Source organism: Streptomyces lasalocidi (assembly GCF_005280215.1).
GTDB lineage: Bacteria > Actinomycetota > Actinomycetes > Streptomycetales > Streptomycetaceae > Streptomyces > Streptomyces longwoodensis.
Genome location: NZ_SZNQ01000001.1, coordinates 4,988,791 through 5,004,280, shown reverse-complemented (window position 1 = coordinate 5,004,280; position 15,490 = coordinate 4,988,791). Strand labels below are relative to the sequence as shown.

The 15,490-nt window shown below is 74.0% G+C and carries 17 protein-coding genes; 5 read left to right on the top strand and 12 right to left on the bottom strand.

The genetic code is table 11. The features are described from left to right. Positions 1-64: 64 nt before the first annotated feature. The 5 genes from E4U91_RS22685 to sigE form a co-directional block, all read right to left on the bottom strand. Entirely contained in the window at positions 65-724 is a 660-nt protein-coding gene (locus E4U91_RS22685; protein WP_137308539.1) for a hypothetical protein, read from the bottom strand. A gap of 289 nt (positions 725-1,013) precedes the next feature. Beyond that, positions 1,014-1,454 carry a sec-independent translocase gene (locus E4U91_RS22680; RefSeq protein WP_137308538.1) on the bottom strand — a complete coding sequence of 147 codons (441 nt, stop codon included), beginning with the start codon at positions 1,452-1,454 and terminating at the stop codon, positions 1,014-1,016. Positions 1,455-1,655: 201 nt separating this feature from the next. After that, on the bottom strand, positions 1,656-3,497 hold the full coding sequence (locus E4U91_RS22675; protein WP_174867849.1) for a S1C family serine protease: 1,842 nt from the start codon (positions 3,495-3,497) through the stop codon (positions 1,656-1,658). 127 nt (positions 3,498-3,624) lie between these two features. Then, positions 3,625-4,671, bottom strand: a complete 1,047-nt coding sequence (locus E4U91_RS22670) for an anti-sigma factor family protein (protein WP_137308537.1) — start codon at positions 4,669-4,671, stop codon at positions 3,625-3,627. Next, positions 4,668-5,462 (bottom strand): RNA polymerase sigma factor SigE, encoded by a 795-nt coding sequence (sigE, locus tag E4U91_RS22665; RefSeq protein ID WP_174867848.1) that lies wholly within the window; start codon positions 5,460-5,462, stop codon positions 4,668-4,670. The genes E4U91_RS22670 and sigE overlap by 4 nt, the downstream gene beginning before the upstream one ends. A gap of 163 nt (positions 5,463-5,625) precedes the next feature. On the opposite strand from sigE, the gene E4U91_RS22660 reads away from it, so the two are divergent. Then, positions 5,626-6,324: an O-methyltransferase gene (locus tag E4U91_RS22660; protein ID WP_137308535.1), complete on the top strand. Its 699-nt coding sequence runs from the start codon at positions 5,626-5,628 to the stop codon at positions 6,322-6,324. Between the two features lie 99 nt (positions 6,325-6,423). On the opposite strand, the gene E4U91_RS38450 is transcribed toward E4U91_RS22660, so the two are convergent. Next, positions 6,424-6,591 (bottom strand): DUF3117 domain-containing protein, encoded by a 168-nt coding sequence (locus E4U91_RS38450; protein WP_003966491.1) that lies wholly within the window; start codon positions 6,589-6,591, stop codon positions 6,424-6,426. A gap of 398 nt (positions 6,592-6,989) precedes the next feature. Here E4U91_RS38450 and chcB point away from each other — a divergent pair, with 398 nt between their 5' ends. Further along, complete coding sequence (chcB, locus tag E4U91_RS22650) at positions 6,990-7,793, top strand: 2-cyclohexenylcarbonyl CoA isomerase (RefSeq protein WP_137308533.1); 804 nt, start codon at positions 6,990-6,992, stop codon at positions 7,791-7,793. 19 nt (positions 7,794-7,812) lie between these two features. Here the strand turns inward: chcB and E4U91_RS22645 are convergent, their stop codons facing one another. Both E4U91_RS22645 and E4U91_RS22640 read right to left on the bottom strand, forming a co-directional pair. Then, positions 7,813-8,400: a DNA-3-methyladenine glycosylase I gene (locus E4U91_RS22645; protein WP_137308532.1), complete on the bottom strand. Its 588-nt coding sequence runs from the start codon at positions 8,398-8,400 to the stop codon at positions 7,813-7,815. Then, positions 8,397-8,759, bottom strand: coding sequence for a DivIVA domain-containing protein (locus E4U91_RS22640; protein ID WP_174867943.1), 363 nt, complete (start codon positions 8,757-8,759; stop codon positions 8,397-8,399). Before E4U91_RS22640 ends, E4U91_RS22645 begins: the two co-directional genes overlap by 4 nt. Positions 8,760-8,903: 144 nt before the next feature. On the opposite strand from E4U91_RS22640, the gene folP reads away from it, so the two are divergent. After that, on the top strand, positions 8,904-9,764 hold the full coding sequence (gene folP, locus E4U91_RS22635) for a dihydropteroate synthase (RefSeq protein ID WP_137308530.1): 861 nt from the start codon (positions 8,904-8,906) through the stop codon (positions 9,762-9,764). Between the two features lie 29 nt (positions 9,765-9,793). Here the strand turns inward: folP and E4U91_RS22630 are convergent, their stop codons facing one another. After that, positions 9,794-10,552 (bottom strand): LOG family protein, encoded by a 759-nt coding sequence (locus E4U91_RS22630; RefSeq protein WP_137308529.1) that lies wholly within the window; start codon positions 10,550-10,552, stop codon positions 9,794-9,796. Between the two features lie 91 nt (positions 10,553-10,643). Then, the gene (gene dapE / locus E4U91_RS22625; RefSeq protein WP_137308528.1) at positions 10,644-11,756 is read right to left on the bottom strand and encodes a succinyl-diaminopimelate desuccinylase; all 1,113 of its coding nucleotides are present in this window, start codon (positions 11,754-11,756) and stop codon (positions 10,644-10,646) included. Positions 11,757-11,848: 92 nt separating this feature from the next. Here dapE and E4U91_RS22620 point away from each other — a divergent pair, with 92 nt between their 5' ends. Both E4U91_RS22620 and E4U91_RS22615 read left to right on the top strand, forming a co-directional pair. After that, positions 11,849-12,847, top strand: a complete 999-nt coding sequence (locus E4U91_RS22620) for a VldE C-terminal domain-containing protein (RefSeq protein ID WP_137308527.1) — start codon at positions 11,849-11,851, stop codon at positions 12,845-12,847. A gap of 500 nt (positions 12,848-13,347) precedes the next feature. Beyond that, positions 13,348-13,797, top strand: coding sequence for an ATP-binding protein (locus E4U91_RS22615; RefSeq protein WP_137301968.1), 450 nt, complete (start codon positions 13,348-13,350; stop codon positions 13,795-13,797). A gap of 87 nt (positions 13,798-13,884) precedes the next feature. Here E4U91_RS22615 and E4U91_RS22610 read toward each other — a convergent pair whose 3' ends face one another. After that, the gene (locus tag E4U91_RS22610; protein ID WP_137308526.1) at positions 13,885-14,985 is read right to left on the bottom strand and encodes a bifunctional succinyldiaminopimelate transaminase/glutamate-prephenate aminotransferase; all 1,101 of its coding nucleotides are present in this window, start codon (positions 14,983-14,985) and stop codon (positions 13,885-13,887) included. A gap of 150 nt (positions 14,986-15,135) precedes the next feature. Beyond that, entirely contained in the window at positions 15,136-15,456 is a 321-nt protein-coding gene (fdxA, locus tag E4U91_RS22605) for a ferredoxin (RefSeq protein ID WP_067236684.1), read from the bottom strand. Positions 15,457-15,490: the final 34 nt, after the last annotated feature.

Here is a 15,490-nt window from a genome sequence, read left to right as displayed (position 1 = left end):
TCGACCGGCGCCCCTTTTTCGCTTCTTCCCGCTTCTCCTGCGTCTTCCCGCGCTGTCCGGCCCCTCAGGCGTACGACGTGATGTCCTTGATCATCGCGAAGCCGAGGCCGTACGCGCTCATGCCCCGTCCGTACGCCCCCACGTGTACGCCCTCCTGCGTGGATCCGGCGAGCACCCAGCCGAACTCGGACTCGCGGTAGTGGAACGGCGTCGGCACCCCGTCCACCGGCAGCGAGAGCGTGGACCACTCCGGGCCGCCGAGGTCGTCGGCCAGTTCCCACGCCGTCTCCGTCTGCTGGTCCAGCCAGTCGTCCCGCAGGCTGTGGTCCATCTGGCCGGGCCAGGTGTAGGACAGCAGCCCCACGCCCGCCAGCCAGGCCGCCGACGACACGGTCGTGGCCTCCAGCAGGCCCGTGCCGTCCGCGCTGCGCCGGGACGGGTTCGCCGCGACGGTCACGACCACCGCGAACTTCCCCCGGTCCTCGCCCGCCGTCTCGTGGCGCACCGAGGGCTCGTCGCCGTGTCCGACGGACCCGTGCTCGACGGCACCGTCGGCCGCCGTCCCCACCTGCATCAGCCAGCGCGGCCCCGTGAAGGCCTCGTCGAGGCCGTACCAGGGGAAGGGCGCCTCGAGGTAGCCGTCGACCGTGCGCCGGGCGGAGGGGACGTGCTGTGCGCCCTCCGCGGCCGGCGCCTGTGCGACTGCCCGACTCGTCGTCTCCATGTGCCCCGACGCCTCCTTGCTCCGGGCGGACCGGTCCGGCCCGCCCCCCTTCGGGCGGCTCTACTCCTTGAAGTACGGTCCGCACAACAACTCGGCAGCATATCCACCTCGCCCCGGACAGCCGGGAAAGCGCCCGGCGCGTGGGCCTTCCGGATGCCCGCTGCGGGCCGTGCGAGGGGTCCCGGGGGTATGAAACGCGTCACGTACGCCCCCTGACCCGGCGTCCGGGAGGGGGCGTACGAGGGAAGCGCGCGGGTGCGGGCGGCGCGGCCGGTGGTGCCGGGCGGCGTCAGGTGGCGTCGGGGTCGAACGCCGGACGCTCGTCGCGGCCCGGGTCCTCGGGCTTCTTCGACATGTCGATGCGGCCGCCTGCGGGGCCGGGGGTGCCGGCGGCGCCGGGGTCTGAGTCCCGGCTGTGCACGGCGTCCGTGACCTCGGCCATCTCCTTCTTCAGGTCGAAGCCGTTGCGGATCTCCTTCAGCCCCAGCTCGTCGTTCTCCAGCTGCTTGCGCAGGAACGTCTTGGGGTTGAGGTCCTCGAACTCGAAGTCCTTGAACTCCGGCCCGAGTTCCTGCCGGATGTCGTGCTTGGCGCTCTCGGAGAACTCACGGATCTTCCGGATCGTGCGCATCACGTCCTGGATGACCTTGGGGAGCTTGTCCGGACCGAAGACGAGCACGGCCAGGACGACGATCGTCACCAGCTCGAGCGGTCCTATGTCATTGAACACCTGAAGCTCCTTGCGAAGTCCGCGGTCCTCGGCCCTCGGGGTGTGCTGCGGGTCGTCCGTGGGTCCGGGCCGGGTCCACGGTACCTGTCGCACCTGTCCGACCGGTACCGCCCCGTGGGCTCCGCGTGCGCCGGTCCCGACGGTTTTCCGCGTTGTTTGCCCCGGGGGCCGTGTTCCGACCACCGGCCTGTGGGATTGCTGTCACTTCGAGGAGCCCAGGACCAGCGAGAGGGTCCGCTGCGCGCCGTCGCGTTCGACGGTGAGCTCCAGGCGGTCGCCGGGGCGGTGGGCGCGGGTCCTGACGATCAGTTCCTCACCCGAGTGGACGCGCTGCCCGTCGACCTCGGTGATGACGTCACCGGCGCGCAGACCGGCCCGGGCACCGGGGCCGCCCGGGGTGACCGGGGAGGCGTCGCCGTCGGCGGCGGTGCCGACGCGGGCGCCGTCGCCGGACCAGCCCATGTCGAGGGTGATCCCGATGACCGGGTGGGTCGCGCGACCGGTGTTGATCAGCTCCTCGGCGACGCGCTTGCCCTGGTTCACGGGGATGGCGAAACCCAGCCCGATGGACCCCGCCTGGCCCGTGTCCGTGCCGGTGCCGGCCCCGGCCGACCGGATGGCGGAGTTGATGCCGATGACCCGGCCCCGGCGGTCCAGCAGGGGGCCGCCGGAGTTGCCGGGGTTGATGGGCGCGTCGGTCTGCAGGGCGTCCACGTACGACACGTCGCTCGCGTCGGCGCCGTCGCCGCCGGCGGTGATGGGCCGCTCCTTGGCGCTGATGATGCCCGAGGTGACCGTGCCCTCCAGGTCGAAGGGGGCGCCGATGGCGACGACGGGGTCGCCGACCCGGACCTCGTCGGAGTTGCCCAGCGGCAGGGGGGTGAGGCCCTTGACCCCGGTGACCCGGACGACGGCGAGGTCGTAGCCGCTGTCCCGGCCGACGACCTTGGCCGTGGCGGTCTGGCCGCCGTTGAAGACCACCGTTATGGCGCCGTCGCCGCCGGCGGGCTGGACGACGTGGTTGTTGGTGAGGATGTGGCCCTGCGTGTCGAGCACGAAGCCGGTGCCGGTGCCGGACTCCGCGCTGCCGGTGACGTGCAGGGTCACCACGCTGGGCAGGGCCCGCGCGGCGATCCCCGCGACGCTGTCGGGGGCGCGTCCGCTGGGCGCGGCGCTGGGCTGCGGCAGCTCGACCGCGCCGATACCGCCGTTGCGCTCCAGCTGCGCCCCGACGACACCCCCGGCGAGCCCGGAGACCAGTGCGAGCAGCAGCGCCCCGCCGACCAGCCCCCGCCGCACCCGCCTGCGCCGCTGCACGTCACTGACCACTCCGGCCCCGGCCTGCTGGAGGGGCCCAGCGGCAGCCTTGGCCCAGGGGTCGTAGCGGTGCCAGGGGTCGACGGGGGGTGCGGGAGGGTCGGACGGGGAGGCGGGGCCGGGGGCTGCGGGTGACCCGGACGGGGAGGTGGGGCTGGGCGCAGCGAGGGGCTCGGACCCGGAGGCCGGCGCCACGGGAGGCTCGGACGCGGAGGCCGGTGCCACGAGGCACTCGGACCCGGAGGCCGGTGCCGCGAAGGGCTCGGACGCGGAGGCGGGCCCAGGCACCGCGGGAGCCTCGGCCGGAAAGGTGGGCCCCGGGGCCGCTACGGCGGTGTCTCCCGCGTCCGCGGCCACGGCGGCGCCCGCCGGGTGCTGGACCGGCGGTGCGGGCGCCCAGGGCCCCGGCCGGCCGTAGGGCGGGGTGCTGTAGGCGTCGGGGTCGTGGAGGGGCTTGGGCCGCGCGGGGTCGGGCTGCGGGCCGGACGGGCGCTGCGGCCGAGCCTGTGCCCGGGGCTGCGGCTCGGGAAGCGCGAAGTCCTCGTCCGCGCCGGCGGCGCTCCCGCCGCCCTCCTCGGGCCGCGCCAGTTCGAAGTCCCCCGCGTCCCCGCCCTCGTCATCACCCGCGCGGGCGTCGCGGATCCCCGTGCCCCCCGCCCGCTCGCCGCCCACCGGCTCGCCGCTCTCCCCCTGCTCGGGTCCGTTGCGCCGCTCGCCCTCGTCCATGCTCTCCCCGCAGCCGGCCGCGGCGGCGCTCCTCGGGGCGGTGGCCGCGGCTAGTCGACAGCCGACTCCGCGCCCGGCCGGAACGGCGTGGGCGCGGTCCACCGTGGATTACATCAGGTCCGCGGGGTCAGCGCGCGGTCCGCGCGGAGGCGGGCGGCGCCGCACCGGGGGGCGCGGAGCCCGCGAACGACGAGGAGGGCGCCGAGGGCACCGAGGGCGCCGGGGACGGCACGTCGGGGCCGACGGTCGCGGCGAACAGGTCGGACGACGCCGGCTGCGGGGCGGGCGTCCAGGACGCGAGCGTGACGGGTGCGGCCACGCCCAGCGGGCGTATCAGCGGGGACATGGCCGCCGCGCCGGCCACCACGGGCGTGGTGAACCGCTGCCGGGGGGTCGACGGGGCCGGCACACCGGGGAGCAGTGGCGCGGACACCTCGGTCGGGGCGACCGGGGTGTCGCCGAGCAGGCCCTGCCCGGTCTGCGCGAACAGCGGGCCGGGGCCGCGGCGGCGCTGGCCCTCGGGGGCCGTGGCCGTGCCGGACGCGGTGGTGCGGGCCGGTGTGACGTTGCTGCCGGCGCCGGGGCCGCCGCGGCTGTCCGCGGTCGTGTCGAAGGGGCTGCCGCCGGTCATGCCGCCCAGGGCGATCGCGGCCAGCGAGACCGCTCCGGCGGCCACGAAGGCGATGCGCATCCCCCGGGAGCGCTCGGTCTCGCCGCGGCCCACGGGGTGGATGCGGAAGCCGCGCTCGCCGGGGTCGGGGCCCAGCACGGAGCCCTGGTCGCGCGCCGGGGCGTAGGCGAGGTCGAAGGGTTCGCCCCGTCTCACCCCGAACACCCCGAGGGCCGGGGAGGAGCCGGCGCCGGGGAGGCGGGCGCCGATCCCTCCCCCGCCGAACGGCGTGCCGTCGCCGTCCGGGTCACTGCCCGCGGGGAGGCCCTGGAGGCGGGCCAGGAAGCTCTCGGAGGGCGCCGGCGGGGCGACGGCCGCGAAGACGTCCTTCAGACGGCGCTGCGCGTCCACCTCCGCCTTGCACTTCGGGCAGGTGGCCACGTGCGCCAGTACGCGCTCGCGCGCGTCATGACCGAGCTCGCCGTCCACCAGGGCGGAGAGTCGGTCTCCCAGGTGCTGCTCTGCGAGGTGTCCCTCGGCAGGGTCGGGCCGTGTTCCACTCACGCGGGCGCGCCCCCTCCCCTCAGAGCGGGCACGCGGGGCACGAAGGAGCGGCGCCCGGCGCGGGCCTCGGGCGAGCGGTGCGCGAGGGCCTTGCGCAGCTGGGAGCGCCCGCGGTGGATCCGCGAGCGGACCGTGCCGAGCTTGACGCCGAGGGTCGCCGCGATCTCCTCGTAGGACAGGCCCTCGATGTCGCACAGGACGACGGCCGCGCGGAACTCGGGCGCGAGGGTGTCGAGGGCCTGCTGGACGTCGGCGTCGAAGTGCGCGTCGTTGAAGACCTGCTGCGGGGTCGGCTCCTTGCTGGCGAGCCGCTCGGCGGCGTCCTCGCCCAGGGCGTCGAAGCGGATGCGCTGCTTGCGGCGGACCATGTCCAGGAAGAGGTTGGTGGTGATCCGGTGCAGCCAGCCCTCGAAGGTGCCGGGCGAGTAGGTCGACAGGGAGCGGAAGACCCGGACGAAGACCTCCTGCGTGAGGTCCTCGGCGTCGTGCTGGTTGCCCGTCAGCCGGTAGGCGAGGCGGTAGACACGGGCGCTGTGCGTGCTGACGATCTCCTCCCAGGTGGGCGGAGTCCAGGCCTGCCCGTCCGCGTCGGTGGCGAAGGTCGCGGTCGGGATCCTGCCGGAGGCAGGGCCGGCGGGGCCGGCGGCGTGGCTCGGGTCAGCAGCGGTGTCGGTCACGGATCTCGGCCTGCCCGCCGATCCGAGGAGGCGCCTCAACGCTCCCCCGCGATCCACAGGCGTGGCCGCACCTCCCCTGTCAGCTCTGGTGGTGTCCAGCGGAGCCCCTACCATAGCCACCTCGCCCGTTAGGACCGGATAAGCGGTTTTACGAGAATTTGATCTGGGCTGACACGGCTCATGCGGCTGCGTCAGCAGTTGCTCGCCGGCCCGCTCCTCGTCGTGATCCAACTGTGTCCCCCCGCGGTCGTTCCCACCCCTTCAAACGCCCGGTCCCATCTGCGGGTTCCCGACGCCAACGGATACAGTCACGCCGAGGCAACCGCGGGGACAGGAGAGGGTCATTACCGGCAACCGGCAGACGAGCTGGGCGTTCGCCGACGCCTATGTCGCCGAGGACGACGCGCTGCGCTGGGCCCGCGACCGGGCCCGTGAGGCAGGGCTGCGCTCGGTGACGCCCAGCACGGGCGCCGCGCTGCGTCTGCTCGCCGCCTCCGTGGACGCCAAGGCCGTCGCGGAGATCGGTACGGGCACCGGGGTCTCCGGCATCCACCTGCTGCACGGGATGCGCCCGGACGGCGTGCTGACGACCGTGGACCCCGAGCCGGAGCACCAGCAGTTCGCCCGGCAGGCGTTCCGCGCCTCGGGCTTCGCCAGCAACCGGTCCCGCTTCATCCCGGGCCGCGCCCTGGACGTGCTGCCCCGTCTCGCCGACGCCGGCTACGACCTCGTCTTCTGCGACGGCGACCGGCTGGAGCTCCTGGACTACCTCGCTGAATCGTTGCGCCTGCTGCGGCCGGGCGGCCTCGTGGTGTTCGAGGGCGTGTTCGCCAACGGGCGCACGGTGGACTCGGGGCCGCAGCCCACCGAGGTCATACGCATCCGGGAGCTGCTGCGCACGGTGCGCGAGAGCCAGGAGCTGGTGCCGTCGCTGCTGCCGGTCGGCGACGGGCTGCTGTGCGCGGTCAAGCGCTGAGCCCTCCCCCGGAAAACACAACCGCCCCGGCAGCACACTGGCTGCCGGGGCGGATGAGGGTCGAAAGGGTTGAAGGCGTATGGTCGCGTCGCTCGCGCGTCAGCCGACGACCTTCTTGAGGGCGTCGCCGAGGGCGTCGGCCTCGTCCGGCGTCAGCTCGACGACGAGCCGACCGCCGCCTTCGAGCGGAACGCGCATGACGATGCCCCGCCCCTCCTTGGTCACCTCGAGCGGGCCGTCGCCCGTCCGCGGCTTCATGGCCGCCATGCTCGTTCCCCTTCCTGAAACCAGCTCATCGTCAAAGCCGACGGCCCCTGAAGGGGGGCACGCGCAGTCCAGCGGGACCCGCGACACCGGCATCGAACACATTGCTTCCCAGCCATTATCCCGCATCTCAGGACCCGATGACCAACATCGGTCGGCATCGCTTGGGCAACGCGCGCGAGCAAAACCACCCAATTCGGCGATGTGACTGCGATACTGCGCACCCGGCGCCGGGATACGCCGTTCGAGAACGGGTGCCGTTCGTCCAGTCCTCCCGTCACCCCTCCTTTGACGCAGCTCACACGCACGCTCCGGTCCCCGGGCCGGGAACTCCGTCATGCTGTCCTTCAGACGACGACGTACTGAGCGGTACGTCAGTGCCGCCACACGGAGGGACTCCCATGGCCGACACCGTGCTCCACGAGGTGAGCGACGGACTCGCGACGATCACCCTGAACCGCCCCGAGGCGATGAACGCGCTGAACGTCGCGGCCAAGGTGGCCCTGCGGGACGCGCTGCGCTCCGCCGCGGAGGACAGCTCCGTACGGGCCGTGCTGCTGACCGCGGCCGGGGACCGGGCGTTCTGCGTGGGCCAGGACCTCAAGGAGCACATCGGGCTGCTGGCGGCCGACCGGGAGTCCGGGTCGGGGCAGACGATGAGCACGGTGCGCGAGCACTACAACCCGATCGTGCGGGCCCTGACCGAGATGGCCAAGCCCGTGGTCGCGGCGGTGAACGGCGTGGCCGCCGGGGCCGGGTTCGGCTTCGCGCTCGCCGCGGACTACCGGGTGGTCGCGGACACGGCGGCCTTCACCACCTCGTTCGCGGGGGTGGCCCTGACCGCCGACTCGGGCGTCTCCTGGACCCTGCCCCGGGTGGTGGGTCCCTCGCGCGCGACCGACCTGCTGCTGTTCCCGCGCTCGATCACGGCGCAGGAGGCGTACGAGCTGGGCATCGCCAACCGGCTGGTGCCGGCCGCGGAGCTGCGCGCGGAGGCCGAGAAGGTCGCACGGAAGCTGGCCGAGGGGCCGACGGTGGCGTACGCGGCGCTGAAGGAGTCGGTGCGCTTCGGCCTGTCGCACTCCCTCTCCGAGACGCTGGAGAAGGAGGACGAGCTGCAGACGCGGGCCGGGCGGTCCGAGGACCACGCGATCGCCGTCCAGGCCTTCGTGAACAAGGAGAAGCCGAAGTACCTGGGCCGGTAGGCCCTCCCCGCGGGCGTCGCTAGCGGCGCCCGCGGGCCACGCAGGTCTCCAGGTGGTCGTCCACCAGGCCGCAGGCCTGCATCAGGGCGTAGGCCGTGGTGGGGCCGACGAAGCGCAGGCCGCGCTTCTTCAGGGCCTTGGACAGGGCCGTGGACTCCGGGGTGATCGCGGGGACGTCCGCCAGGGTCTTCGGGGCCGGGCGGCCCGCGGGGTCGGGCGCGTGGGACCAGATCAGCTCGTCGAGCTCGCCCGGCGCCCAGTCGGCGAGCACGCGCGCGTTGGCGAGCGTGGCGTCGATCTTGGCGCCGTTGCGGATGATGCCCGGGTCGGCGAGGAGCCGCGCGCGGTCCTCGTCGGTGAAGCCGGCCACCGCCTCGATCTTGAAGTCGGCGAAGGCGGCGCGGAACCCGGCGCGGCGGCGCAGGATCGTGATCCAGGACAGGCCGGACTGGAACGCCTCCAGGCTGACCCGCTCGAACAGGGCGTCGTCGCCGTGGACCGGGCGGCCCCACTCCTCGTCGTGGTACGTCACGTAGTCGGGCGCGGACAGCGCCCACGGGCAGCGGGCCGCGCCGTCCGGGCCGGTCAGGGCGGCTCCCTCGCTCACCGGTCCTCCTGCGGGGCGGTCTTCTCGGTGGACACGACGGGTGCGGCGTGGGCCGCCGGGGCCTGCGCGCCCGCGAGGGCGGACTCCAGGTCGGCGATCCGGGCGTCCCGCTCGGCGAGTTCCGCGGCGAGGCGGTTGAGGGCGTCGTCGACGTCCGCCATGCGGTAGCCGCGGGCGGCGAGCGGGAAGCGCAGGGCGTCGACGTCCGCACGGGTGACCGGGCGGTCGGGGGGCAGCGGGTCGTGCAGCCGCTGCGGCGCGCTCTCCGGCAGCGGGCCGCTGCCCTCGCCGCCGCCCACCACGGCGAGGGTGACCGCGGCGACCACGACGGCGAGCGCGACGACCAGGAAGAAGAACATAACCATCGGTGCGTCCCCACGCTCGGTTGCTCGAACGATGTGTCCGAAGACGGAAGTCTTGAGGGTCCGATCGTGCCATGCGGGTGTGACGGTTAGGGTCGCAGGCGGCGGAAGTCAGGCACGTACCGGGAGAGGTCACAGCGGATGCTCAGGCTGGGCAGGCGGGAATTCGGCACCCACGAGCCGGTCGTCATGGCCATCGTGAACCGGACGCCGGACTCCTTCTACGACCGGGGTGCCACGTTCCACGACGAGCCGGCCCTCGCGCGCGTGGAGCAGGCCGTGGCGGAGGGCGCGGCGATCATCGACATCGGCGGGGTGAAGGCCGGGCCGGGCGAGGAGGTCTCCGCCGAGGAGGAGGCGCGGCGCACCGTCGGCTTCGTGGCGGAGGTGCGGCGCAGGTTCCCGGACGTGGTGATCAGCGTGGACACCTGGCGGGCGTCGGTCGGGGAGGCGGTCTGCGAGGCCGGGGCGGACCTGCTGAACGACGCGTGGGGCGGGGTGGACCCGGGCCTCGCCGAGGTCGCCGCGCGCCACGGCGTGGGGCTGGTGTGCACGCACGCGGGGGGCGCCGAGCCGCGGACCCGGCCGCACCGGGTGACGTACGACGACGTCATGGCCGACGTCCTGCGGGTGACCGTGGAGCTGGCCGAGCGGGCGGTGGCCCTCGGGGTGCCGCGGGAGTCCGTGCTGATCGACCCCGGGCACGACTTCGGGAAGAACACCCGGCACAGCCTGGAGGCGACGCGCCGGCTCGGCGAGATGGTGGAGACCGGCTGGCCGGTGCTGGTGTCGCTGTCGAACAAGGACTTCGTCGGGGAGACGCTGGACCGGCCGGTGAAGGAGCGGGTGATCGGGACGCTGGCGACCACGGCGGTGTCGGCGTGGCTGGGCGCCCAGGTGTACCGGGTGCACGAGGTGGCCGAGACCCGGCAGGTGCTGGACATGGTGGCGTCGATCGCGGGCCACCGGGCACCGGCCGTGGCCCGCCGCGGCCTGGCCTGAGCCGCGGCGGGGACGAGCGAGGCGGACCCCTAGCGGCCCGCCTCCTTGGAGACCAGGGCCACCGCCTCTTCCACGTCGTCCGTGAGGTGGAAGAGCAGCAGGTCCTTGTCCGAGGCCTTGCCCTGGGCGATCAGGGTGTTCTTCAGCCAGTCCACCAGCCCGCCCCAGTAGGCGCTGCCGAACAGCACGATCGGGAAGCGGGTGACCTTCTGGGTCTGGACGAGGGTCAGCGCCTCGAAGAGCTCGTCGAGCGTGCCGAGTCCGCCGGGCAGGACCACGAAGCCCTGCGCGTACTTGACGAACATCATCTTGCGCACGAAGAAGTAGCGGAAGTTGAGCCCGATGTCGACGTAGGGGTTGAGCCCCTGCTCGAAGGGGAGCTCGATGCCGAGGCCCACGGAGGTGCCGCCGGCCTCGGAGGCGCCCTTGTTGGCGGCCTCCATGGCGCCGGGCCCGCCGCCGGTGATCACGGCCCAGCCGGCCTCGACCAGCCCCCGGCCGAGGCGGACGCCGGCCTCGTACTCCGGTGAGTCGGCCGGGGTCCGTGCGGAGCCGAACACACTGATCGCGGGCGGGAGTTCGGCGAGCGTGCCGAAGCCCTCGATGAACTCCGACTGGATGCGCAGGACGCGCCAGGGGTCGGTGTGCACCCAGTCGGTGGGGGCGCGCTCGTCCAGCAGCCGCTGGTCCGTCGTACTGGCGGTCACCTGGCCCCGCCGTCGGAGGACCGGTCCGAGGCGCTGCTCGTCCGGCGGCTGCTTCTTCCCCTCGGGATTGCCGGTAGGCATGTCCGCTCCCTCCGCTTTCGGGGTCTCCCCGCCCTGCGCCGAAGCCGACGGACGGGGAAGGCTGTTCCGCCCCAGCGTAGATCGCACCGGGTTACGGGCGGGGGACTTCGGCGTGTCGGGCCCGGACCCCGGTCAGCCAGTGCCGCAGGCGCTCCTCCGCGGCGAGGATCTTGGCCGTGTCGACGCGTTCGTCCCGCTTGTGCGCCAGGTGCGGGTTGCCGGGGCCGTAGTTGACCGCCGGAATGCCGAGCGCGGAGAAGCGGGAGACGTCCGTCCAGCCGAACTTGGGCTGCGGGGTGCCGCCGACGGCCTCGATGAACGCGGCCGCGGCCGGGTGGGACAGGCCTGGCAGCGCGCCGGGGCTGTGGTCGTCGACGGTGAACTCCTCGACGCCGCAGTCGGCGAAGACCTCGCGCACGTGCCGGACGGCCTCCTCCTCGCTGCGGTCGGGCGCGTAGCGGAAGTTGACGGTGACGACGCACTCGTCCGGGATGACGTTGCCGGCCACGCCGCCGGAGATGCCGACGGCGTTGAGGCCCTCGCGGTACTCCAGTCCGTCGATGACGGGCCGGCGCGGCTCGTAGGAGGCGAGGCGGGCGAGGATCGGGGCGGCGGCGTGGACGGCGTTGGAGCCCATCCAGCCGCGCGCGGAGTGGGCGCGCTCGCCCTGGGTGCGCAGCTTGACCCGCAGGGTGCCCTGGCAGCCGCCCTCCACCTGGCCGTCGGAGGGTTCGAGGAGCACCGCGAAGTCGCCGGCCAGCCACTCGGGACGGGCCTCGGCGACGTGCCGCAGGCCGTTCAGCTCGGCGGCGACCTCCTCGTTGTCGTAGAAGACGAAGGTCAGGTCGCGGTCGGGGGCGGGGACGGTGGCCGCGATGCGCAGCTGGACGGCGACGCCGGACTTCATGTCGCAGGTGCCGCAGCCCCACAGCACGCCGTCCTCGTCGAGCCGCGAGGGGACGTTGTCCGCGATGGGGACGGTGTCGATGTGGCCGGCGAGGATGACCCGCTGCGCACGGCCCAGCGTGGTGCGGGCGATCACGTTGTTGCCGTACCGGTCGACCGTGAGGTGCGGCAGGGCGCGCAGGGCGGCCTCGATCGCGTCCGCGAGCGGCTTCTCGGTGCCGCTCTCCGACGGGAAGTCGACGAGCCGCGCGGTGAGGGCGGCGGCGTCCAGCGTGAGGTCAAGCGGGGTGTCGGCCATGCCGCCGACCCTAACGCGCGGCGCGGTCGCCGTGCCGTCCCACCTGCCTCCGGGGACTCCTCCGTTTCCGTACTCTCCAGTACCTTGTACGCGTGCCAGCGCCGTCCCCCTCCTCCCAGCGTCGTGGCCGCCCCCTCCGGTTCGGGGCGGGCCTGGTCGTCCTGCTCGCCGTCGCGGGGTACCTCGTGGTGCAGTACGTCACCGCCGGTACCGGCGCCCCCGGGTGCAGAGTCGTTTCGAACAGCGGGAACGCGTCGTACGAGTTCACCCCGGAGCAGGCGGTGAACGCGGCCACGATCTCCGCCGTCGGCACCGACCGGGGCATGCCCGAGCGCGCCGTGACCATCGCGCTCGCCACCGCCCTGCAGGAGTCCGGCCTGCGCAACCTCGCGCACGGCGACCGGGATTCGCTGGGCCTGTTCCAGCAGCGGCCCTCACAGGGCTGGGGCACCGCGCGGCAGGTCACCGACCCGGCGTACGCGGCGAACGCCTTCTACGCGCACCTGGCGAAGGTCCCGGACTACACCGAGCTGCCCCTGACCGTCGCCGCGCAGCGCGTACAGCGCAGCGGCTTCCCGGAGGCGTACGCCAAGCACGAGCCGGACGCCATGCTGCTGGCCGCCGCGCTCACCGGGCGGTCGGCGGCCAGCCTGACCTGCGCGGGCCGCCCGGGGGCGACGACGGCCACCGGTCCGGACGCGGTACGGGCCGCGCTGGTGCGGGACTTCGGGCGCGCGGTGGTCCAGCAGGCGGGCGCCGAGGTCGACCCTGCCGGGGACGTGTCCCCGGCGCCCTCGGCGCGGGCGGACGGACCCCGCGCGCACGGCGGCGGGCGGACGGTGACCCTTCCGGTGACCGCGGGGACCGGCGGCGACGGGCGCGGCATGCGGGAGCGGGGCTGGCAGCTGGCCCACTGGGCGGTGGCCAACGCCTCGGCGCTGCACATCGAACGGGTGTCGTACGCCGGACGGGAGTGGGTCGCCGGGAACACCGACAGCCGGTGGCGCACGACCGGGGGCAACGAGGCGAGCGGGACCGGTGGGGCGCGGGGTTCGGGCGCCGACTCGGTGCGGATCGTCACCGGCGCCTAGGGGGTGTCTTGTCGATCAGGCCGGATCAGGGAGCGGCGTCTGGCGCCGTGCATCGCAAGGCGGAGGAGGGCGGCGATGTGGAGCGGTGGGGGCCCCTCCCGCTCGAGCGGAGCCGAGAGCGGGGGAAACCGACGACAACGCGGCGAGGTGCGGCGCCAGACGCCGCGAGCCCGGCGTGATCGGCAAGACACCCCCTAGGGCGGGCCCCGGGGACCCGTGCAGGCGTGCGGACCGTCCCCCGGCGGGGTGCCGGCGGGCGTTCTCCCGGCACTCCCGCGGAGTATTTCCCGGCCGGGCACCCGCGAACCCCGAATCCCTTGCGGGCAAAGGGCCGCGGGGGTTCGGCGGACTTTCACACCGGATGCCCTTTGTCCCTTTTTATCCGCAGGCGATAATGCGACGCATTGCCAACTCTTTACGTCGCCCGTCCGCAACTTCGCGGGGAGTCGAGCGGTAGTCACGGCGCACGACTCACCGTTTTCTCCCGTCGAAGGAGCATTATGTCCCTCCCCCTGACCCGTCGGATCGCCCGTGCCGCGCTGCTCGTCGCTGCGGGAGCGGCCGCCGGGGTCGGTGCGGCCGGTTCCGCCAGCGCGGCACCGGACCTGCCCGCGACGCCGAACCTGGGCGGGCTGACCGCGCTGGACGCGGCGAGCGCCGGCAACACGGTGGACGGAGCGGCGCAGAACGTCACCGGGCTCGCCGGCGACACCGGCAGCAAGGCCGTGAAGCAGGCGGTGCCGGCCGTCGGCAAGACGGGCGGCAAGGCCGTGAAGAAGGCGGCCCCGGCCGCGCAGAAGGCGGCCGGCGAGGCCGCCGGGTCCGCGGGCGAGGTCCTCGGCGACACCGCGTCCGGCGCCACCAAGGGCGGCCTGCCCACCGACGCCCTCACCCACGGCGGGCTGCCCGGTGCGGGCACGCTGCCGGTGCAGGGCCTGCCGCTCGGCTGATCCGCGGCGGCCGCGGCCGATGACGACGGGGCCCGGGGGACGTCTCCCCCGGGCCCCGTCGCGCGTCCTGCCGCCGGGCCGCGCGTCCTACCGTCCGACCAGGCGGGCGGTGGCGGCGCCGACCCGCTCGTCCGTCGCCGTCAGGGCCACGCGGACGAACCGCTCGCCCGCCGGGCCGTAGAAGTCGCCCGGGGCCACGAGGATGCCCAGGTCCGCGAGGTGGTCGACGGTGGCCCAGCAGGACTCGTCCCGGGTGGCCCACAGGTACAGGCTGGCCTCGCTGTGCTCGATGCGGAAGCCGTGGGCGAGGAGCGCCTCGCGCAGGGCGGTGCGGCGGGCGGCGTAGCGCTCGCGCTGCTCGTGCACGTGGGTGTCGTCGGACAGGGCCGCGACGACGGCCGCCTGGGTGGGCGCCGAGGTCATCATGCCGCCGTGCTTGCGGATCTCCAGCAGCGGGCCGAGCACGGCCGGGTCGCCCACCAGGAACGCGGCCCGGTAACCGGCCAGGTTCGAGCGCTTGGAGAGCGAGTGGACGGCCACGAGGCCGTCGTGGGAGCCGCCGTTGACGTCGGGGTGCAGCACGGAGACCGGGTCGGCCTCCCAGCCCAGCTCGAGGTAGCACTCGTCGGAGACCACCAGCACCCCGTGTTCCCGGGCCCAGGCCACCGTCCGGGTCAGCTCCTCCTTGCCCAGCACCCGGCCCGTGGGGTTGGACGGGGAGTTGAGCCACAGCAGCTTCAGGCCGGCCGGGTCGAGCTCCGTCGGGTCGTCGTAGGCGACGTACTCGGCGCGGGCCAGGCGCGCGCCGACCTCGTACGTCGGGTAGGCCAGCCGCGGGTGGGCCACCGTGTCGCCGGGGCCGAGGCCCAGCTGGGTCGGGAGCCAGGCGACCAGTTCCTTGGAGCCCACGATCGGCAGGACGTGCCGGTGGGTGACGCCGCGGGCGCCCAGGCGGCGCTCCGCCCAGCCCGTGATCGCGTCGCGCAGCGCCGGGGTGCCCCAGACCGTCGGGTAGCCCGGGGAGTCCGCGGCGTCGACGAGCGCCTTCTGGATCAGGTCGGGGACCGGGTCGACGGGCGTGCCGACGGAGAGGTCGACGATGCCGTCGTGGTGCGCGGCGGCCTTCTTCTTGTAGGGCTCGAGCTTGTCCCAGGGGAAGGTCGGAAGGCGGTCGGAGACTGCGGACACGGGGATCTGGCTCACTTTCTGGTACGGCACCGGTGCGCCGCCGGACGGCGCCGGTACGGCAAACGCCTCGGTCCCGTGCGGCGGGCTGATCGCGGGGGATCAGGCCGTACGGGACCGAGGCGGCGCCGGATGCGGACCGCTGACGCGGTGTTACTCGGCCTGGGGCGGCAGCGCGGCGACGAACGGGTGGTCCCGCTCGATCAGGCCGAGCTTGCTGGCGCCGCCCGGGGAGCCGAGGTCGTCGAAGAACTCGACGTTCGCCTTGTAGTAGTCCTTCCACTCCTCCGGCACGTCGTCCTCGTAGAAGATCGCCTCGACCGGGCAGACCGGCTCACAGGCACCGCAGTCGACGCATTCGTCCGGGTGGATGTACAAGGACCGCTGGCCCTCGTAGATGCAGTCGACCGGGCACTCCTCGATGCACGCCTTGTCCTTCACGTCGACACAAGGCTGCGCGATGACGTAGGTCACGCTGTCGTTCCTCCTCGATAGGGCGCTGGCGGGC

What these genes read in the sequence shown, in the direction of transcription:
- E4U91_RS38450 (WP_003966491.1), bottom strand. Translation starts at nt 6,591, where the DNA reads ATGGCGGCCATGAAGCCGCGGACGGGCGACGGCCCGCTCGAGGTGACC.
- dapE (WP_137308528.1), bottom strand. Translation starts at nt 11,756, where the DNA reads ATGGCCGACACCCCGCTTGACCTCACGCTGGACGCCGCCGCCCTCACC.
- sigE (WP_174867848.1), bottom strand. Translation starts at nt 5,462, where the DNA reads ATGGTAGGGGCTCCGCTGGACACCACCAGAGCTGACAGGGGAGGTGCG.
- folP (WP_137308530.1), top strand. Translation starts at nt 8,904, where the DNA reads ATGCTCAGGCTGGGCAGGCGGGAATTCGGCACCCACGAGCCGGTCGTC.
- E4U91_RS22640 (WP_174867943.1), bottom strand. Translation starts at nt 8,759, where the DNA reads ATGTTCTTCTTCCTGGTCGTCGCGCTCGCCGTCGTGGTCGCCGCGGTC.
- E4U91_RS22615 (WP_137301968.1), top strand. Translation starts at nt 13,348, where the DNA reads ATGTCCCTCCCCCTGACCCGTCGGATCGCCCGTGCCGCGCTGCTCGTC.
- chcB (WP_137308533.1), top strand. Translation starts at nt 6,990, where the DNA reads ATGGCCGACACCGTGCTCCACGAGGTGAGCGACGGACTCGCGACGATC.
- E4U91_RS22630 (WP_137308529.1), bottom strand. Translation starts at nt 10,552, where the DNA reads ATGCCTACCGGCAATCCCGAGGGGAAGAAGCAGCCGCCGGACGAGCAG.
- E4U91_RS22685 (WP_137308539.1), bottom strand. Translation starts at nt 724, where the DNA reads ATGGAGACGACGAGTCGGGCAGTCGCACAGGCGCCGGCCGCGGAGGGC.
- E4U91_RS22675 (WP_174867849.1), bottom strand. Translation starts at nt 3,497, where the DNA reads ATGGACGAGGGCGAGCGGCGCAACGGACCCGAGCAGGGGGAGAGCGGC.